This is a genomic window from Micromonospora endophytica, assembly GCF_003236305.1.
Classification (GTDB): Bacteria; Actinomycetota; Actinomycetes; order Mycobacteriales; family Micromonosporaceae; genus Micromonospora; species Micromonospora endophytica.
Window position 1 is genome coordinate 1 of sequence record NZ_POTX01000117.1, and the last position, 18,237, is coordinate 18,237.

Sequence of the window (18,237 nt, forward strand, 5' to 3'; positions counted from 1 at the left end):
GCGGTGGCAACGGTACGAACCGGCGACTGAAAGTGCATGATCGACGCGGGGGTGGCCGGATGAGCGCGTGTGGGTTGATGCCTTGGGGTGGGTGGATGCCCTGTTTAAGCCGCATCGGGGCGGGAAGCCGGGCCGCGTGGCGAGCGAACGGGGAAAGGCAGATCGGGTACGCGAGGCGCGCCCGGAGTTGACGGCGGACGGCGCCGGCCTGGCCGGTGACCGGGTCGTGGCCGTCGGCAGCACCGCCCGCGTCCTCGTCGCCGCGACCGCCCGCGCGTTGCGCGGCACCGACTGCGCCGATCTCGGCCACACCGGGCCGGTGTCCCGTTTCGCGGGGACGCCCGAACCGGTCCGTCGGGCGGTGTCCGCGCGGGCCGCCGGCCGGGTCGCGCTGACCGTCGGGCAGGCGGCCGAGGTGGACGCCGGGCGGGTCGCCCGCTGGTTCGCCGAGCAGTACCCGTGCCGTCGCTACCCGGGGATCCTGATCGGCTCGCCGCACGGTGCCGCCGCCCATCTGGCGGTGGCCCTCGGGGTGCCGTGGCTGCCCGCCGGGTTCGAGATGATCGCGCACTGGCCGCAGGGCGCGGTGGACCGTCCCCAGGCCGCCCTGGACCACGGTGCCGGGCTCGCCGGGCGGTTGCTCGCCGGCAACCCCGACCTGCATCTGCGCCAGGTGCACTGCCCGGCCAGCCGGGGCGCGCTCGCGGGCGCCACGGTGCTGCTGGCTGCCCGCTGGCGGCGGCTGCCGGCGGCGTACCGGAGGTTCCTGAGCGAGCGACTCGCGCCCGGCGCGCCGGTGTTGCTGCTGCGGGACGGCCGGACCTGGCCGGTGCTCGGCGCCGCCGACGGGCACAGCTTCCAGGTGGGCTGCCCGGGCAGCGGGTTGGATCCGGTGGACTTCCACCCCGACAGCCATGCGCTGCGTCAGGTGCTCCGGTCCGCCGGCGGGAACGGGGCGCGCTGGGAGCCGCCGGAGGTGTGCGCCCCACCGGCCGCCGCCGAGCACGGGGTGGAGTCCGGTTTCGAACTCGACGTCCGGCAGTGGGCCTCCCGGCACGACAGTCGGATGCACCGGCTGCTCTTCCCCGCGCCGGAGGTGCTCAGCGCGGCCGTGGCCGACCTGTACCGCCACTGGCTGCGCGGCGCCGGCAAGACCGGTGACCGGCTGGTGGTGGAGTGCGGCCGGCTGCTCGACCCGTGGCAGGTGCTGCGCGCCGGGCTGGTGCCGTACTGGTGCGAGAACGCCACCCGACGCAACGTCGAGCAGGTGGAGTGGTGGTTGGCCGGCAGTGACCCGTTCAGCTCGGTGGACGTGCTGCCGGAACCGCCCGGCGTACGCTCACCGGCGCTGGCCGGCCTGCCGCAGTGGCTGGCGGTTGCCGGCTTCGGCCGGCGGCGGCGGGCGCTGGACCGCACCTGTGCCCGGGGATATCCGGTCGCCTCGGTGCCCACCCGCCGGGCCACCGAGGTGCTCCGTGCCCAGCCCTGCGACCTGCCCACGCCCGCGCCGCTCGGGATGGCGGACACCCTGGCGGTGCTGCGCGACAGCGGCACCCGCGGCGGTCTGCTGGTGGGTTGAACCGGGGCTGGCGAAACATCCTCGCGAACCCCCGCTCCCGTGATTGAGTACCTACGGAGCGGGAACACCGCCGGCTGCGACAGGCTGATCACCTCGGCGTGGCATGGCGCCGTCGCCCGCTGGCATCCCAGTCACGTAACCCAGTCACAGGCCCGTGCGTGCCCACGCGCGTGCCCGGTGTTCGGCGAATCCGGGCGGGGTCCTTCCTGAGGGAGGCGCGGATGTTCGGACAGACCAGCACAACCACACCACCACCGACCACCGAGCGGGGGTTGGAGGATCTCGACGCGGCGGCGCTGGCGTACGCGGCGCGGATCGAGGGCCTGCCACCGGAACGGCGTCAGGAGGCGCGCGACGATCTGGTGCGCTTCGCGTTGCCGTTCGCGGGCCGGCTGGCCCGACGCTACCGGGGACGCGGGGAACCGCTCGAGGACCTGGAGCAGGTGGCCCGGTTGGGCCTGGTCAACGCGGTCGACCGGTACGACCCGGAACGGGGCTCGTTCACCGCGTACGCCGCGATCACCATCGTGGGTGAGATCAAGCGGCATTTCCGGGACCGGACCTGGGGCGTGCACGTGCCCCGACGGCTGCGTGACCTGATCCTCGAGGTGGGGCAGGCGACCGCGGCGTTGACGAGCGAGCTGTCCCGGGCGCCGACCGTCGCCGAGCTGTCGAAACGGCTGGAGACGCCGGAGGAGGAGATCCTCGCCGCGTTGGAGTCGGCGGCCGGCTACAGCCCGGCGTCGCTCAACGCCCCGGTGGGCGGGGAGAGTTCGGCCGAGTTCGGTGACCTGGTCGGCGAGTCGGACATCGCCCTGGAGTCGGTGGACGACCGGGTGACCATCAGCGGCCTGCTGCACCGCCTGCCGTGGCGGGAGCGGCGGATCCTGGCCATGCGGTTCTACGGCAACCAGACCCAGGCCGAGATCGCGGCCCGGTTCGGGATCTCCCAGATGCACGTGTCGCGGCTGCTGTCGCGGGCACTGACCTGGCTGCGTCAGGCGATGCTCGCCGACGCGCCGCCGCCCTGGCAGAACGGTCCCGCCGAGTCCGGGGTGAAGGTCAAGGAGCAGCCGGAACCGGCTCCGTCGCGGGTCCGCTGACCGACCGACACCCGGCCCCCGCGTCGCGGGTGCGCTGCCGATCCGGGTACGGGGCTGGCGCCGCAGGAGTGGGCGCCGCCCCGTACGCGTCAGTTCTCCGGGGTGTCGGCGTGCCCGCGTGGATGTCGCCACCTGTCGTTGGGCTCCGGGCGTTCCTCCCCACCGAGGGGGTTGTCCTCGGGCTCGTCGGTTCCCTCGAAGCTGGCCCGGCGTACCTCCTCCGGCGTCGGCACCTCGACGGGCCGGGCGCCGGACTGCGGATCGGGGTGGTAGGCGGCGGCCTCCGGCGCGCCGTACGCGCCCTCGGCGCTCGGTGACTCGGGCGGGTGCGGCTCGCGGTGCAGTTCCGCACCGATCTCCTGCGGCGGCCGGGTGGTCCGCTGTGGCAGGTCGCGACCCAGATCCGAGACGAACTCGCCGTACTTGGCGTCGAAGGCCGGGCGTTCGGAGCGGATCCGCGGCATCCGGTCGAAGTTGCGCAGCGGTGGCGGGCAGGTGGTGGCCCACTCCAGGGAGTTGCCGAAGCCCCAGGGGTCGTCCACTGTCACCAGCGCCCCGAAGCGCCAGGATTTCCAGGCGTTCCAGATGAAGAAGAGGGTGGACGCGCCGAGCACGAAGGAGAAGACGCTGGAGATCGTGTTCAGCGTGGTGAAGCCGTCGGTGGGCAGATAGTCGGCGTAGCGCCGGGGCATGCCCTCGTTGCCCAGCCAGTGGTGCACCAGGAAGGTGCCGTGGAAGCCGATGAACATGGTCCAGAAGTGCAGTTTGCCGAGTCGCTCGTCGAGCATGCGCCCGGTCATCTTCGGCCACCAGAAGTAGAAGCCGCCAAAGAGCGCGAAGACCACGGTGCCGAAGACGACGTAGTGGAAGTGCGCCACCACGAAGTAGGTGTCGGTGGTGTGGAAGTCGGCCGGCGGGCTGGCCAGCAGTACCCCGGTGAGCCCGCCGAGCAGGAAGGTGACCAGGAAGCCGATGGCGAACAGCATCGGCGTCTCGAAGGTGAGTTGGCCCTTCCACATGGTGCCGATCCAGTTGAAGAACTTCACCCCGGTCGGTACGGCGATCAGATAACTGAGGATGCTGAAGAACGGCAGCAGCACCTGCCCGGTGGCGAACATGTGGTGCGCCCACACCGTCATCGACAGCACGGTGATGGCGATGGTGGCCAGCACCAGTCCGGTGTAGCCGAAGATCGGCTTGCGGGAGAAGACCGGGATGATCTCGGTGATGATGCCGAAGAACGGCAGCGCGATGATGTAGACCTCGGGGTGGCCGAAGAACCAGAACAGGTGCTGCCACAGCATCGGCCCGGCGGTGTCCGGGCTGAACACGTGCGCGTCGAGCAGCCGGTCCGCGGTCAACGCGAGCAGGGCGGCGGCCAGCAGCGGGAAGACCAGGATCACCAGCACGCTGGTGAAGAGCATGTTCCAGGTGAAGATCGGCATCCGGAACATGGTCATGCCGGGGGCACGCAGGGTCAGGATCGTGGTGATCAGGTTGACCGCGCCGAGGATGGTGCCAAGTCCCGACACCACCAGACCGATCACCCACATGTTGGCCCCGACGCCGGGGGAGTGCTGCGCGGTGCTCAGCGGGGTGTACGCGGTCCAGCCGAAGTCGGCGCTGCCCTGCGGGGTGAAGAACCCGCCGATCACCATCAGACCGCCGAACAGGTAGAGCCAGTACGCCAGGGCGTTCAGCCGGGGGAACGACACGTCCGGCGCGCCGATCTGGATCGGCACGATGTAGTTGCCGAAGCCGAACGCCGCAGGCGTGGCGAACAGCAGCAGCATCACCGCGCCGTGCGAGGTGAACAGCTGGTTGTACTGCTCGGGGGAGAGCAGTTGCAGTCCCGGCCGGGCCAGCTCGGCCCGGATCAGCATCGCCTCGACCCCGGCCAGCAGGAAGAAGCCGAACGAGGTGAGCAGGTAGAGCAGCCCGATCTGCTTGTGGTCGGTGGTCGCCAGGAACCGGGTCAGCTTGGCGCCCCGGACGGGCTCGCGGAGCGGGCCGGGGTAGCCGCCGAACCGGGCCGGTGCCAGGATGGCCGGGCCCCGGTCCGGTGCGGCTCCGGCTTCTCCCGCTTCTCCGGCTGCGGAGGTTCCCCGCTTGGGCATCAGTGTTCACCCCGCTGACGACGGCCAAAAGGACGGGCGTGGCTACCCGCCCCGTCGACCATGTAACCAGGCGAGAGGGGGAATTTCGGTCAATTCGCCAGCAGGGTGGCCCAGACCGCTTTGCCGTCGCCGGCCGGTGCGCTGCCCCAGCGCTCGGCCAGCTCGCGCACCAGCAGCAGCCCCCGGCCGCCCTCGTCGCGCTGGCCGGGCCGCCCCAGGCGGGCCGACCCGTCGCTGCCGTCGACCACCGCCAGTTGCAGCCACGGGCGCCGCAGCGTCACGGTGACCTGCATCGGCGTCCGGGCGTGTCGCACCACGTTGCCGACCAGTTCGCTGAGCACCACCGAGGCCGGGTCCACCGTGCCCGGCAGGTTCCACCGGGCGCAGGCCTCGGTGACCAGTTCCCGCGCCCGCCGGCAGGCCGCCGCCACCGGCTCCATCCGCATCCGCAGCCGCGGCATCGCCGCCGCGCCCGCCACCTCTGTCGCCTCCGCACAGGTGGACCGGATCGGCAACTCGCGGCAGGCCGTCGAGGCGGCCAGCCCGGCCGCCGTGGCCGGGGGCGGCGCGCAGAACACCATCGGCACCGCAGGCCAGTCGGCGGCGCGCCGCGCCGCCGCGGCGAAGACCGCCACCGCCAGCTCGTCGCGTACCGTCAGCGCGGCCAGGTCGACCACCAGCGCGTCGGGCTGGCAGGACAGGCAGCGGTCCAGGGCCGCGTACGTCTGGCGCATGGTGGTCAGGTCGAGGGTGCCGGCGAGCTGCGCGACGGTGACCGGTGAGCCGTCGCGTACCTCGCAGGTGATCCCGCCCGCCATCTCCGCCCTCGTTTCGTACGCCCTGGGAGCCGCTGCGTCCGCCCCGCCCGGAGCCTGCCAACTACCCGGCGTCCGCTCGGGCGAAACCGCACCGTGACTGCCGTGACAGCGCCCGTCCGGGCGCGGTGACGGATCCGGTAAGGCGCGATCGGGCGGCCGAAAGCCGACCCGAGTCGACGAATCTGGAATAGTTCAGGAATTGACTATTGCGGCGGAAGAAATTGCAGGCTTAAATATCATCGCACCCGATGGCAGCATGTGAACATGAGCGAACCTCGGGATTCTCCCGGTCCGGTACTCCTGGTCGAGGAGGACGCCGACCTCGTCGAACTGCTCGTCGCCCTCTTCAGTGCGAACGGGTACCGGATCGACGTGGCCCGGGACGGGCAGCGCGGTCTGCACCTCGCGTTGCAGCAGCGATACGGAGTGATCGTGCTCGACCGGGGGCTTCCGGCGATCGACGGGGTCGACCTGGTGACCCGGCTGCGTCGCCGGGCCGTCGCCGCCCGGGTGCTCATCCTGGGGGCGCGGGCCGACCCCACCGAGCGGGTCCGGGGACTCGACGCCGGTGCCGACGACTACCTCGGCAAACCCTTCGACAGCGCGGAGTTGATGGCCCGGGTCCGCGCGTTGACCCGGCGCCGTTTCGACGCAGCCGAGCTGATCCCCATCGGCGCCGGGCAACTGGATCTGGATCAGCGCAGCGTACGGCTGCCGGACGGCCGCGCGGTGCCACTGAGTGGGCGGGAGTTCGACCTGATCCGAACGCTCGCCAGCCATCCGCAGGCGGTGCACAGCCGTGGTCAGCTGCGCCGGCGGGTCTTCGGGGCGGACCGCTCCGCGACCGTGGTCGACACGTACGTGCACTATCTCCGGCGCAAACTGGGGGAGCGGGTGGTCCGTACCGTCCACGGCCTCGGCTACCAGATCGGCACGCTGTGACATCCGGTGGCGCGCGGGGGCCTGGGCGGCGGCGGACGCGGTGCACGGGGGTGCGGCCGGGTCGGCCGCACCCCCGCGCTGCCGGCTCAACGCCCGGTGAACCGGGCCGGGCGCTTCTCCAGGAAGGCGCGCATGCCCTCCTGCCGGTCTTCGGTGGCGAACAGGGCGTGGCAGGACCGCCGCTCGAACAGCACCCCGGCGCTGAGGCCGACCTCCGCTGCCTGGTCGACCGCCTCCCGGGCCAGCAACGTGGCCAGCTTGCTGTGCCCGGCCACCGTCGCCGCCGCCAGCCGGGCCTCGGTCAGCAGCCGGTCCGCCGGCACCACCCGGGACACCAGCCCGAACCGTTCCGCCTCCACCGCGTCCACCTGCCGCCCGGTGAGGATGAGGTCCATCGCCCGGGCCCGGCCGATCAGCCGGGTCAACCGCTGGGTGCCGCCGATCCCCGGCATCACCCCGAGCCGCAGTTCCGGCTGGCCGAACCGGGCGTTCTCGGCCGCGAATATCAGGTCGCACATCATGGCCAACTCGCAGCCGCCGCCGAGCGCGTAGCCGGCGACGGCGGCGATCTTCGGCGTCCGCAACGCGGCGAAGGCGTCCCAGCCCGCGAAGTGGTCCGCCAGCGCCGCGTCCAGGAAGGACATCCCGGCCATCTCGCGGATGTCGGCGCCGGCCGCGAATGCCTGCTCCGATCCCGTGATCACAAAGCAGCCGACCTCGGGATCCTGGTCCAGCGGCCGTAGCGTGTCGACCAACTCGGCAAGCAGCGCGGTGTCCAGCGCGTTGCGTACCTCTGGCCGGCACAGCGTCACCGTGACCACCCGGTCGTTCTTCTCGATCGTGATTCGCATCAACTCGCTCCTGTTCCTCAGGAATCCCAGATGGCGCCGAAGGCCGGAATGCCGTGCTGTTCCAGACCGTGCACCACCTGCCAGGTCAGCGCCTGGTTGGAGATGCAGATGACCGCCTCGGCGTCGAACTCCCGGTACGCCTCGTAGGCCAACCGGAGCATGTCCGGCTTCCCGTCGAGTGCGGTGTCCCAGAGTCGGGTGCCGGGCTCGTGGGCGAGGATCTCCGCCACCAGTTGCGCCCCGAAGGTCTCCCGGTGCCGGCGGGCCACCCAGACCAGCCGGGCCGGCACCTGACCGGCCAGCAGATGCGGGAGTACCGGCCCGATGCCGCTGCCGGTGGCGAGGTAGACCACCCGCCGGAACAGGGTCTCGATGTTGGCCACCCCCGCGGTGCTGATGCCCTTGACCCAGACCTGCTCCGGGATCTCGTCGATGAAGCGTCCGGTCCAGTCACCGGCTCGGGAGATGGTCAGCCGGAAGCCGGGCCGCCCCGGTGCCGGCACGTTCGCGAAGGAGTGCCACTCCACGAGCGGACCGCGGCTGATCGCGGTGGACGACCCGGGAAACGGCGTCACCCCGTGGTCGAAGTGGACGAGCGCCACGTGCGCGGAGGGCCGTTCGACCCGGATCGGCACCTTGCGCAGCCGGAGCCAGGGCAGGGCGATGCTCACCGTCAGCCCGGCCAGCACCCAGCCCGGTGGCGTGCTGGCCAGGGCGGCCACGCCACCGGCCAGCAGGGCCGCCTGGATCCAGAGCAGCACCAGCACCGCCCAGCCGCCGAAACGGTGGGTCCGTTCGAACAGGTCGTGCCGGCGCGCCCGTAGCGGCGGCAGGGCGGTGCCCACGATCGCCAGCAGCAGGACGGCGACCAGGTAGCCGGTGACGACCGCCGCGCCGCCGCCCGGCGCGCCGCCGCCGGTCAACACGACAAGCTGCGCCAGATACCAGCAGAGCCCGGCGAGCGCCGCGCCGACGTGCAGGCCGCCGAAGTGGTAGACCTTGCCCAGCAGCCAGCGGATCCGCAGCGGCCACCGGGTCGGGGCCCGGGTGGCGAGCCAGAAGAACAGGTTGATGACGTACTGCTGCCGGACCAGCACCGCCAGCGCCACGTTCGCCAGCGCCGCCGCGCCCAACGCCGCGACCGAGTCCGGTCCGGGCCACCAGCCGGCACTCAGTCCGTACCACAGCAGCGCGCCGTTGCCCACCAGGACCGCGGCGGCGAGCCGATGGTAGTGCCGCAGCTCGGGCCGGGTGACCAACCGCCGCCACCAGTTCCCGGTGGGTGGCAGCTCGTACGCCCCGGCGCCGGCACGTGCCGGTCGGGTCGAGGTGGTGGCCAGGCCGCCCGGGCTCATGCGGCCCGCCCCGGCCCGGCCGTGCCGATCCGGGAGACCGGGCCGGTGCCCTCCGGCCCGGTCGTGCCGATCCGGGTGGCCCCGGCCGGCAGGTCGAGGGCGAGCTGGCGCAGCGCCTCCCGGTCGACCTTGCCCCGTCCGGTGATCGGCAACTGCGCGAGCGGATACACCACCGCCGGCACGCAGTAGTAGGGCAGGGCGGCGGCCACCGCGTCCCGGCACCGCTGCGGATCGAGATCGGCCGGGGTGACGAACGCGGCGAGATCCCTGTCGTTCAGCCGGAGCGTGACGGCGTGCTGGCAGCCCCGTACCTCCTCCAGCACGGCGGAGACCGAGTCGAGCTCGACCCGGAAACCACGGACCTTCACCTGGTCGTCGGTGCGGCCGAGGTGTTCCAGGTCGCCGTCGGGAGTCCACCGCCCCAGGTCGCGGGTGCGGAACATCAGCCGGCCGGCGCCGAGGAACGGGTCCGGGGCGTACCGCTGCGCGGTGAGGACCGGGTTGTCCAGGTAGCCGGCGGAGACGCAGTCACCGCCGGCCCACATCTCGCCCACCTCGCCGATGCGGCAGGGCTGGCCCGTGGGGTCCAGGACGTAGACGGTGTTGTTCGGCGTCGGCCGGCCGATGGTCAGCGCGTCGGCTCCGGGACGGTGCCGGTGCATGGTGTTGACGATCGTGGTCTCGGTCGGCCCACAGCAGTTGTAGAAGACCCGGTCGACGGCCCAGCTGTCCGCCAGCGGGCGAGGGCAGGGCTCACCGGCGACCGCCACCACCCGTACCCCGCCACACCGCGCCTGGTCGATCCGCGCGAGTACGGACGGCGTGGCGATCAGCACCTGCGCGCGGGCCGCCGTGGCGGTCAGATCACGATCGCGGACCAGCAGGGTCGCACCGTGGGTGAGGCTGCCGAGGATCTCCCAGGCGGCCATGTCGAACGCGATGTTCAGCAGTTGTGCCACCCGCCACCCGGGCTGGATGCCCAGGTCGCCGGGGGTGGTGAGGAGAAGGTTCGCCAGGTTGCCATGGGTCACGGTGACCCCGTTCGGGGTGCCTGTGGTGCCGGAGGTGAACAGCACGTAGCACCCGTCGTCGGAACGGACCGGCCGGCTCGGGGTCGGCGGGGTGACGTGCGCGCCCGGCGCCAGCGGTTCGGCCATCACCCGGTCGACCGCGACCCGGGCCACGCCGGGCAGGACCGGCAGCGCGCCCACTGTCGCCTCGGTGGTCAGCAGCACCCGGCAGCGCGCGATCGTCGCGACCTCGCGCAACTGGGTGGGCGGCGCGATCCTGACGTCCTGTGGCACGTACGCCGCACCGGCCTTGAGCGTCGCCAGGATCCCGACCAGCATCGGGATGGACCGGCTGGTGAACACACCCACCGTGTCGCCGGTGCGGACGCCTGCCGCCACCAGCCGGGCGGCCAGGCGGTTGGCCTGGCGGTCCAGGGTGCGGTAGCTGATGGTCGACCCGCGGTGTTCGGCTGCCGGGGTGTCCGGCGTGGTCTCGGCCCACTGTTCGAACGCGTGGTGAATACGCACGTCGGGAACGGGCACCTGGAGGCCTGCACCGAACCGGCGAAACAGCCACCGATCCCGTCGGGAGAGGTGGTCGAGCAGCGGACCCGACGCGCCGGCGGACGGTACGGGGACGGTGTCGACAAGTGGCAATGCTGTCGGTGCGACAGCCTTGCGGTGCTGAACACGCATGAACGCTCCTCTTTGCCGGGTCGCCTGCCAGCGACCAATGCAATCGAGTCTCGTCAATGCGTCTTGGAAATATCTGGGACTTTTGGAAGCCTTCTTTCCGGTTTTCGCTCGCCTTGTGTTTGGGCGCGGAACGTACTGATTCGGTGGCTGTCAGGCGGTGACCCGGCGGCGTGGCAGCAGGTGCCGCAGTTCGGCCAGGGGTGGCCGTTCCGCGATGGAGACGTCGCTGACGACGATCTCCCGGTCCAGGTTCGGCAGCGCCTCGGAGCCGCCCCGACGGAACTGGGTCAGCAGGGCGGTGGGCAGCAGTTCCGGACTGGCCCAGCCCCTCCGTTGGAGCCGAGACCAGACGGTCAGCATGATCTGTGCCGACATCCGGCCCAGCGCGGCGGTGTCCTGGTGCCGGTGCTTGCGCTCACCGAGGTCGACCTGGGCCAGCGCGTCCAGTCCGACGAGGTCGAGCAGGTCGATGAGCATCGCGGTCTCGACGCCGTACCCGGAGACGAAGGGCACCCGCGCCAGCACCTCGCGGCGGCCGGCGTACTCGCCGCCGAGGGGTTGCACGAAGCCGGCCAGCTCGGGCCAGAAGAGGTTCAGCACCGGCCGGGCCATCAGCTCGGTCACCCGGCCGCCACCGTCGGCCTCCACCCCGCTGGCGCTGATCAGCGGCCGGTGGTAGAAGCCCTTGACGAAGTCGACCGAGGGGTCGGTGAGCAGGGGGCCGAGCAGCCCGGTGACGAAGTGCGGCCGGAACTCCCGCAGGTCGGCGTCGATGAAGGCGACCACGTCGCCCTCGGCCGCGGCCAGCCCGGCCCAGAGCGCGTCGCCCTTGCCGGTCAGTCGGGGCAGCCCCCGGGTCATCGCGTCCTGCCCGACCACCTGGGCACCGGCGTCCCGGGCCACCTGGACGGTACGGTCGGTGGAGCGTGAATCGACAACGATCAGCTCGTCGACGAGTGGAACCCGGTCCATCAGGTGCTCGCGGACGGTCGACACGATCGCCCCGACGGTGGCTTCCTCGTTGCGCGCCGGCAGCACCACGCTGACCCGGGTCTCGCCTTTGGCGCGTAGCAACCGCCGGGTCGACCAGTCCGCCTGGGAACTGGTCCGATAGGTGGCCCAGGCCTCGACCACGGGCGAGACCGGAGTTTCAGTGTTCCGCACAGGCACCCCCTGACAGCGGGAAGACCGAGAGATGGTTTCCCGGCCCCCCGCACGCTAACCGGATTCGTCCCCCCAGCTTGATCAGCACCCCACTACCGCAACGTTCCGCTCCCATGAACCTTTGATTGCACCTGCTCCCACACCTCGCCCTCAGCTCCCGCGATCTTGCAGTTCTGGTCGCCTTTATGCGGATTTTGGGATGATTTGTCGGGACAGAAAGTGCAAGATCGCGAAGATTTGGGGGTGCGGAACAGGGGTGGGAGGGGTAACAAGATCGGTTTGGTCGCGTACCGTTGCGGTTCATGGGTGTGTCGCAACGGTTGAAGACGAGGTTCCGCCGATTCCTCCAACGGCCGGGAACCACTGTCGACCTCGCTCCGCTGGAGAAGCTCCTGCCGGCCATCGAGGCCCGCGAGGAGGAGATCTCGGCCTTCGACGATGCCGCGCTCACCGAGGCGGCCGCGGCGGCGTCGACCTACGAGGAGATCTGCGCGCTCGGCCGCGAGGCCGCCCGGCGCGGGCTCGACCAGCGACCGTACGATGTCCAGCTGCTCGGCGCGATGTCGCTGCTCTCCGGCAAGGTCGCCGAGATGGCCACCGGTGAGGGCAAGACGCTCACCGCCACCATCGCCGCGTACGGACACGTGCGGCTCGGTAACGGGCCGGTGCACGTGCTCACCGTGAACGACTACCTGGCCCGCCGCGACGCGACCTGGATGGAACCGGTCTACCAGCTGCTCGGCCTCACCGTCGGCTGGGTCAACGAGGCCTCCACGCCCGACGAGCGGCGCGCCGCGTACGCCTGCGACGTGACCTACGTGTCGGTCAGCGAGGCCGGCTTCGACTTCCTGCGCGACCAGCTCGTCACCGACGTCGCCGACCGGGTCCAGCGGCCGCTGCGCACGGCGATCGTGGACGAGGCCGACTCGATCCTGATCGACGAGGCCCGGGTGCCGATGGTCCTCGCCGGCTCGGTGCCCGGCGAGCAGGATCCGGTGCACGCCGCCGCCGCGCTCGTGCGCGGCCTGCGCAAGGGCCGGCACTACACGGTCGCCGAGGACGGCCGCAGCGTGGCGTTCACCTCCGCCGGCCTGGCCGCCGTCGAGGCCAAGCTCGGCATCGACCTGTACGACGAGGAGCACGTCGAGCAGCTCTCCGCGGTGAACGTGGCGCTGCACGCGCACGCCCTGCTGCACCGGGACGTGGACTACATCGTCCGGGACGGCACCGTCGAGTTGATCGACGAGATGCGCGGCCGGGTGGCCCAGCGGCGGCGCTGGCCCGACGGACTCCAGGCGGCGGTGGAGGCCAAGGAGGGGCTGGACGCCACCGCCGAGGGCGAGGTGCTGGGCACCGTCGCGGTGCAGGCGTTCATCGGCCTCTACCCGAAGCTGTGCGGCATGACCGCGACCGCAGTGCTCGTCGGCGACCAGCTGCGCGAGTTCTTCGGCCTGGAGGTCGCGGTGATCCCGCCGAACACCCCGTGCGTACGGGTGGACGAGCCGGACCGCATCTACGCCACCCGGGCGGAGAAGGAAGAGGCGCTGATCGACGAGATCAAGCGCTGCCACGCCGACGGCCGGCCGGTGCTGGTCGGCACCCTGGACGTCAAGGAGTCCGAGCAGCTCGCCACCGGGCTCAACGCCGCCGGGGTGTCGTGCGTGGTGCTCAACGCCAAGAACGATGACGAGGAGGCGTCGATCATCGCCGAGGCCGGCGCGTACGGCGCGGTGACCGTCTCCACCCAGATGGCCGGCCGGGGCGTGGACATCCGCCTCGGCGGCAGCGACCAGGCCGACCGGGACCGGGTCGCCGAGTTGGGTGGCCTGTACGTGATCGGCAGCGGCCGGCACGACAGCCGCCGGGTCGACGACCAGCTGCGTGGCCGGGCCGGCCGGCAGGGCGACCCGGGTGGCTCGGTCTTCTTCGTCAGCCTGGAGGACGACCTGGTCGTCCGGCACGCTGGCGACGCCGTGCCGCCGTCGCCCCGGATGAACGCCGACGGCCTGGTCACCGACGCGCAGGTGGACTACGCGGTGGAGCACGCCCAGCGGGTCGCAGAGGGCGTCAACCACGAGATCCACCGCAACACCTGGCGCTACAGCGTGGTGATCGAGCAGCAGCGCAAGGCCCTCGCCGAGCGCCGGGAGCGGCTGCTGACAAGTGACATCGCGGCGCTGATGCTGCTGGACAAGATGCCGGAGAAGGCCGGCGAGATGGACGAGGACCTGCTCGCCCGGGCGGCCCGGTCGATCGCGCTCTACCACCTCGATCGGCTCTGGGCCGAGCACCTGGCCGAGCTGTCGGAGGTCCGCGAGGGCGTGCACCTGCGCGCCCTGGGCCGGCTCGACCCGCTCGACGAGTTCCACCGGGCGGCGGTGCCCGCCTTCACCAACCTGGTGCCGGAGATCGAGCGGCGGACCCTGGCGACCTTCGAGGAGACCGAGTTCGACGAGGACTGGGAGCCGGACGAGACCGAGCTGGTCCGCCCGAGCGCGACCTGGACGTACCTCGTCCACGACAACCCGTTCGGCTCCGAACTGGACCGTCTGATCGCCTCGGTCGGTCGTCGGCTCAGCGGCGCCGGCGCTCGCTGAGCCCGCACCCGCCCGTACCCTGGCAGTGGCCCCGGTTTGCACCGTTTCGACCCTTGTCCGGTGGGGTAGTAGGCCCCTGTCCGTGCGGCCACGACCATGGGCGGTATGTGCGGGCCATGACCCGGACGAGGGGAACCACGGGCGGTGCCGCGTGGTGCCGGGATGAATCGAGGAGGAGACAGGTGACGACGCTGGCCAGGGGTACGGGGGCTGGGGGCCGGTGAACCTCGAGGCCAGTCCACCTTTCGTGGAGACGCTCGGCGTACTGGAGACGGCCGCCCTGCTGCGGGAGTTGACCGCCGGCCTGCTCGCCCTGGACGACTTCGACGAGGCGCTCGCCGCGCTGGTACGCGTCACCCGGGACGCCATGGTCGGCGTGAGCTGGTGCGGTTTCACCGCCCTGCGGGCCGGCGAGCCGGCCGGGGCGGCGGCCTCCGACGCGCGGCTCAGCGGGCTGGACGATCTGCGCTGCGGCCCGGACACCCCGGCGATGGACGCGATCCGGCGCCGGGAGATGGTCAGGGCGGAGAACCTGGCGAAGGAGGACCGCTGGCCGGACTGGACGGCGCGGGCGCTCCAGTGGGGCGTACGCGGAGTGATCTCGGCTCCGGTGGACATCGACGAGCAGGTCATCGGTGCGGTGAACCTCTACGCCGACGAGGCCGATGCGCTGCGCACCGGCCACCAGCTGACCGCGATGCTGCTCGCCGAACACGCCGGTCTGCTGCTGGCCGCGGTACGCGACCGTCAGCGGCGCGCGGCGCAGGCCGGCGAGCAGGACGCCGCGCTGCTCGGTGACGGGGTGATCAGCCAGGCCGTCGGAGTGATCATGACGCAGCGCGGTTGCCCGGCGGAGGACGCCCTGGAGGTGCTGCGCAGCGCCGCCACGTCACTGTCGATCCCGCTGCGCGAGGTGGCTGAGCGACTGGTCAGCACGGTCTCCCGACCTCGGGACAACTGAGAACCTCTCGTTTCACCCGGTTGGCGCCCGGGTAGCACCCTGGGCTGATGGGCTGAGACGATCCCAGGGGGGACACACGATGCAGAGCCGACTGCGGGTGCAGGGGCATCCGATCCAACCGATGCTGGTGGCCTTCCCGTACGGCCTCTTCGTCTGCGCGACCATCTTCGACCTCGCCGACGTGGCGGGCGGACCGGTCTTCCTCGGCGAGGTCGGCTACTGGACGGCGGTGGCGGCGCTGGTCACGGCGGGGCTGACCGCGGCGGCCGGGATGGTCGACCTGTGGGACGTGCCGCCGGACCGCACCCGTCGTACGGCGATCGGCTTCAACGTCGTCAACGCCGGCATGGCCGGGCTGTTCCTGCTCTCCTGCCTGGTGCGGGCGGAGGCCCCGAACCGGGGAGCGACTGCGGTGCTGCTGGTCGTCGAGGTGTTCGCCCTCGCGGTCGGCGGGGTCGGCGTGCACCTCGGCGCGCGGCTGATGCGGCACTTCGAGGCCGGTCGTGCCGAAGCGGCAGGCTTCGACGCCCTGCGCGGCGGTGTCGACGCCCCCACGATCGAGGTCGTCCGCCCACGTCCGGTCATCCGTCCGCGTCCGTAGCGGGCTCAGGTCCCGCGGCGATGTGCGGTGCGGTGCCGCCGGAAACGCGTTGCCGCGCCGCGCCGGCCCGGACATGCTGGCGCCGTGACGCGAGAAGTGACCTTCGAGGAGTTGCTCGCCGAGGGTGCCGCGGCGCCGGTCGAGGGGTGGGCGTTCGACTGGTTGGCCGGGCGGGCCACCGAGGAGCGTCCACCGTGGGGCTACGCGCGGCTGGTGGCGGCGCGGATGTCCAGCGCCGACGCGGCGCTGGACATCGACACCGGCGGGGGAGAGGTCCTGGCCGAGGTGCCCCGTCCGCCCCGCCTGCTGACCGCGACCGAGGCATGGCTGCCGAACGTGCCGGTGGCGCGGGCCAACCTGGCCCCGTTGAAGGCGAGCGTGGTGGCGGTACGTGCCGACGCGCCGCTGCCGTTCCGCGATGACGCCTTCGACCTGGTGGTCAGCCGGCATCCGGTACGCACCGACTGGCCGGAGGTGGCGCGGGTGCTGCGGCCGGGCGGCACGTTCCTCTCCCAGCAGATCGGCCCCGGGACCGTACGCGAACTCAGCGAGGCGATCCTCGGCCCGCTGCCACCACCGGCGCGCCGCCATCCGGCGCGGGCCGTCGCCGACGCCCAGGCCGCCGGCCTGACCGTGGTGGACCTGCGGGAGGCCACTCTGCGTACCGTCTTTCACGACATCGGGGCGGTGGTCTGGTTTCTGCGCAAGGTGGTCTGGACGGTGCCCGGCTTCACTGTGCAGGCGCACCTGCCCGCCCTGGCGCGCCTGCACGACCGGATCCGGGCCGAGGGATCCTTCGTCGCCCACGCCCGCCGCTTCCTCATCGAGGCCAGAGCGGACCGCCCGTAGCCGTCCAGTCCCGCGTCGTCGCCGCCTGTCCTTACGGTTGGGCGGTGCGGAGGAGGGTGAGCATCTCGGGCAGGTCGAAGAATTCGGCGGTGGCCACGGCGGAGGGGTTGCCGCCGTCGGGGTCGGCGCCGGCGTCGAGCAGCGCGCGTACCGCTTCGGCGTTGCTGCGGAACACGGCCGCCGCCAGCGCCGTCTGCCCCCGGTCGTTGGCGCGTGAGTGGTCGGCGCCCCGGGCCAGCAGCGCGCTCACCGTCTGCGGGTGGGCGTGGTAAGCCGCCAGGATCAGCAGGCTGTCACCCTTCTCGTTGGTCAGGTTGACCGGTAGTCCCGCGTCGACGTACGCGGCGAGTTCGTCGGCCGCGCCGTCGCGGGCCAGGTCGAACATCCGGTGCGCGAATTCCAGGGTCTCCGCGTCGAGTTCCTCGCTCACCGCCTCAGGTTAGTCGGCGTCGCCGTGCCGGTCGCGGCGGGCGGTGGGCCCGGACCGGTCGACGGGGGCGAGGTGATCGCCGGGTCATCATCCCGCCACGCCCTGCTGATCTTCGAGTCCGGCATCCCGGATGGTAGGATTACCTACTAAACCTATAGGCTTTACCGCCTAGACTGGTCGGGACATCCGCCGTCGGACCTCGTGAGGACCTCATGCCTGCCGCGCCCACCACCGAGTCGGACCTGCTCGCCGTCGCCCGACGCTGGGCCGCCGACCCCGCAAGCTGGCCGGTGCCGTTGCGCTTCGACCCCGTCAGTCGGTGGTACGCCCGGCTCGCCGCCGACGACAACCACGAGGTGTGGGCGCTGAGCTGGCTGCCCGGCCAGGGCACCGACCTGCACGACCACGGCGGCTCCTCCGGTGCCTTCCTGGTGGTGTCGGGTGTGCTCACCGAGGAGACGGTGAGCGGCGGCCGCTTGCGCCCACACCTGCTCGCGGCCGGCAGTGGTCGACGGTTCGGCCGCCGGCACGTGCACGTGGTGACCAACCGGCACGACGAGCCCGCGGTGAGCGTCCACGTCTACCGCCCGGCCCTGCGGCGGATGACCCGTTACCGTCTCGCGGAAGGTCGGCTGCTGGTCGCCGAGGTGGCCGAGGCCGGCGTGGCATGGTGATCTTCGGCGGGCCACCGCACCTCAAGACGATGATCTTTTCTGGAAGGAAACCCGTGATGTCGCAGACCGCCCCCTCCGTCACAGGTCCGGTACCACCCCCGGGCTCCCGGGGGATCGACGAGATCCTGGCCGCCGCGCGGGCCCGGATCGACCGGCTCGATCCGGAGCAGGCGCATCTGGCGAACCGGGGCGGCGCGCTGCTCGTCGACATCCGACCCGCCGCCCAGCGGGCCGCACACGGCACGGTGCCGGGGTCGCTCGCGGTCGAGCGCAACGTGCTGGAGTGGCGTTTCGATCCGCGGTGCGCGGCCCGACTGCCCCAGGCGGTCGGGTACGACCTGCCCGTGGTGGTGATCTGTCAGGAGGGCTACACCTCGTCGCTGGCCGCCGCCGCGTTGCAGGATCTCGGCCTGCACCGGGCCACCGACGTGATCGGTGGCTTCGCCGCCTGGCGCATCGCCGGCCTGCCCGTGCTCGGTCCCACCCCGCC

At 72.0% G+C, this 18,237-nt stretch carries 16 protein-coding genes; 9 read left to right on the forward strand and 7 right to left on the reverse strand.

Translation table 11 applies throughout. The features are described from left to right. Nucleotides 1–187: 187 nt before the first annotated feature. Together C1I93_RS17535 and C1I93_RS17540 are read left to right on the forward strand one after the other, a co-directional pair. Nucleotides 188–1,579, forward strand: coding sequence for a hypothetical protein (locus tag C1I93_RS17535; RefSeq protein WP_111244385.1), 1,392 nt, complete (start codon nt 188–190; stop codon nt 1,577–1,579). Nucleotides 1,580–1,800: 221 nt separating this feature from the next. Then, nucleotides 1,801–2,682 carry a SigB/SigF/SigG family RNA polymerase sigma factor gene (locus C1I93_RS17540; protein ID WP_111244370.1) on the forward strand — a complete coding sequence of 294 codons (882 nt, stop codon included), beginning with the start codon at nt 1,801–1,803 and terminating at the stop codon, nt 2,680–2,682. An 89-nt stretch (nt 2,683–2,771) separates the two neighbouring features. Here C1I93_RS17540 and ctaD read toward each other — a convergent pair whose 3' ends face one another. Beyond that, a complete protein-coding gene (gene ctaD, locus C1I93_RS17545; protein ID WP_111244371.1) occupies nt 2,772–4,799 on the reverse strand; it encodes an aa3-type cytochrome oxidase subunit I in 2,028 nt (675 codons plus the stop codon). An 89-nt stretch (nt 4,800–4,888) separates the two neighbouring features. Then, nucleotides 4,889–5,617 carry an ATP-binding protein gene (locus C1I93_RS17550; RefSeq protein WP_111244372.1) on the reverse strand — a complete coding sequence of 243 codons (729 nt, stop codon included), beginning with the start codon at nt 5,615–5,617 and terminating at the stop codon, nt 4,889–4,891. Between the two features lie 264 nt (nt 5,618–5,881). Between C1I93_RS17550 and C1I93_RS17555 the strand changes: the two genes are divergently transcribed. Beyond that, nucleotides 5,882–6,559: a response regulator transcription factor gene (locus C1I93_RS17555; protein ID WP_111244373.1), complete on the forward strand. Its 678-nt coding sequence runs from the start codon at nt 5,882–5,884 to the stop codon at nt 6,557–6,559. Nucleotides 6,560–6,645: 86 nt separating this feature from the next. Here C1I93_RS17555 and C1I93_RS17560 read toward each other — a convergent pair whose 3' ends face one another. From C1I93_RS17560 to C1I93_RS17575, 4 genes are all read right to left on the reverse strand, one after another. Further along, a complete protein-coding gene (locus tag C1I93_RS17560) occupies nt 6,646–7,410 on the reverse strand; it encodes an enoyl-CoA hydratase-related protein (protein ID WP_111244374.1) in 765 nt (254 codons plus the stop codon). A gap of 17 nt (nt 7,411–7,427) precedes the next feature. Next, nucleotides 7,428–8,765: an FNR domain-containing protein gene (locus C1I93_RS17565; RefSeq protein WP_111244375.1), complete on the reverse strand. Its 1,338-nt coding sequence runs from the start codon at nt 8,763–8,765 to the stop codon at nt 7,428–7,430. Continuing rightward, nucleotides 8,762–10,471: an amino acid adenylation domain-containing protein gene (locus C1I93_RS17570; RefSeq protein ID WP_111244376.1), complete on the reverse strand. Its 1,710-nt coding sequence runs from the start codon at nt 10,469–10,471 to the stop codon at nt 8,762–8,764. Before C1I93_RS17570 ends, C1I93_RS17565 begins: the two co-directional genes overlap by 4 nt. Before the next feature lie 150 nt (nt 10,472–10,621). After that, nucleotides 10,622–11,545, reverse strand: a complete 924-nt coding sequence (locus C1I93_RS17575) for a glucosyl-3-phosphoglycerate synthase (protein WP_249412474.1) — start codon at nt 11,543–11,545, stop codon at nt 10,622–10,624. 392 nt (nt 11,546–11,937) lie between these two features. On the opposite strand from C1I93_RS17575, the gene secA2 reads away from it, so the two are divergent. From secA2 to C1I93_RS17595, 4 genes are all read left to right on the forward strand, one after another. Further along, nucleotides 11,938–14,232 (forward strand): accessory Sec system translocase SecA2, encoded by a 2,295-nt coding sequence (secA2, locus tag C1I93_RS17580; RefSeq protein ID WP_111244378.1) that lies wholly within the window; start codon nt 11,938–11,940, stop codon nt 14,230–14,232. 220 nt (nt 14,233–14,452) lie between these two features. Next, nucleotides 14,453–15,193 (forward strand): ANTAR domain-containing protein, encoded by a 741-nt coding sequence (locus C1I93_RS17585; RefSeq protein WP_111244379.1) that lies wholly within the window; start codon nt 14,453–14,455, stop codon nt 15,191–15,193. A gap of 79 nt (nt 15,194–15,272) precedes the next feature. After that, nucleotides 15,273–15,794: a DUF2231 domain-containing protein gene (locus tag C1I93_RS17590; RefSeq protein ID WP_111244380.1), complete on the forward strand. Its 522-nt coding sequence runs from the start codon at nt 15,273–15,275 to the stop codon at nt 15,792–15,794. An 84-nt stretch (nt 15,795–15,878) separates the two neighbouring features. Beyond that, a complete protein-coding gene (locus C1I93_RS17595) occupies nt 15,879–16,643 on the forward strand; it encodes a class I SAM-dependent methyltransferase (RefSeq protein ID WP_111244381.1) in 765 nt (254 codons plus the stop codon). 31 nt (nt 16,644–16,674) lie between these two features. Here the strand turns inward: C1I93_RS17595 and C1I93_RS17600 are convergent, their stop codons facing one another. After that, nucleotides 16,675–17,073, reverse strand: coding sequence for an ankyrin repeat domain-containing protein (locus tag C1I93_RS17600; protein WP_111244382.1), 399 nt, complete (start codon nt 17,071–17,073; stop codon nt 16,675–16,677). 212 nt (nt 17,074–17,285) lie between these two features. Here C1I93_RS17600 and C1I93_RS17605 point away from each other — a divergent pair, with 212 nt between their 5' ends. Beyond that, nucleotides 17,286–17,747, forward strand: coding sequence for a cysteine dioxygenase (locus C1I93_RS17605; RefSeq protein WP_111244383.1), 462 nt, complete (start codon nt 17,286–17,288; stop codon nt 17,745–17,747). A 56-nt stretch (nt 17,748–17,803) separates the two neighbouring features. Beyond that, nucleotides 17,804–18,237: rhodanese-like domain-containing protein (locus C1I93_RS17610; protein WP_111244384.1), on the forward strand; the 434-nt coding region annotated here is incomplete at its 3' end.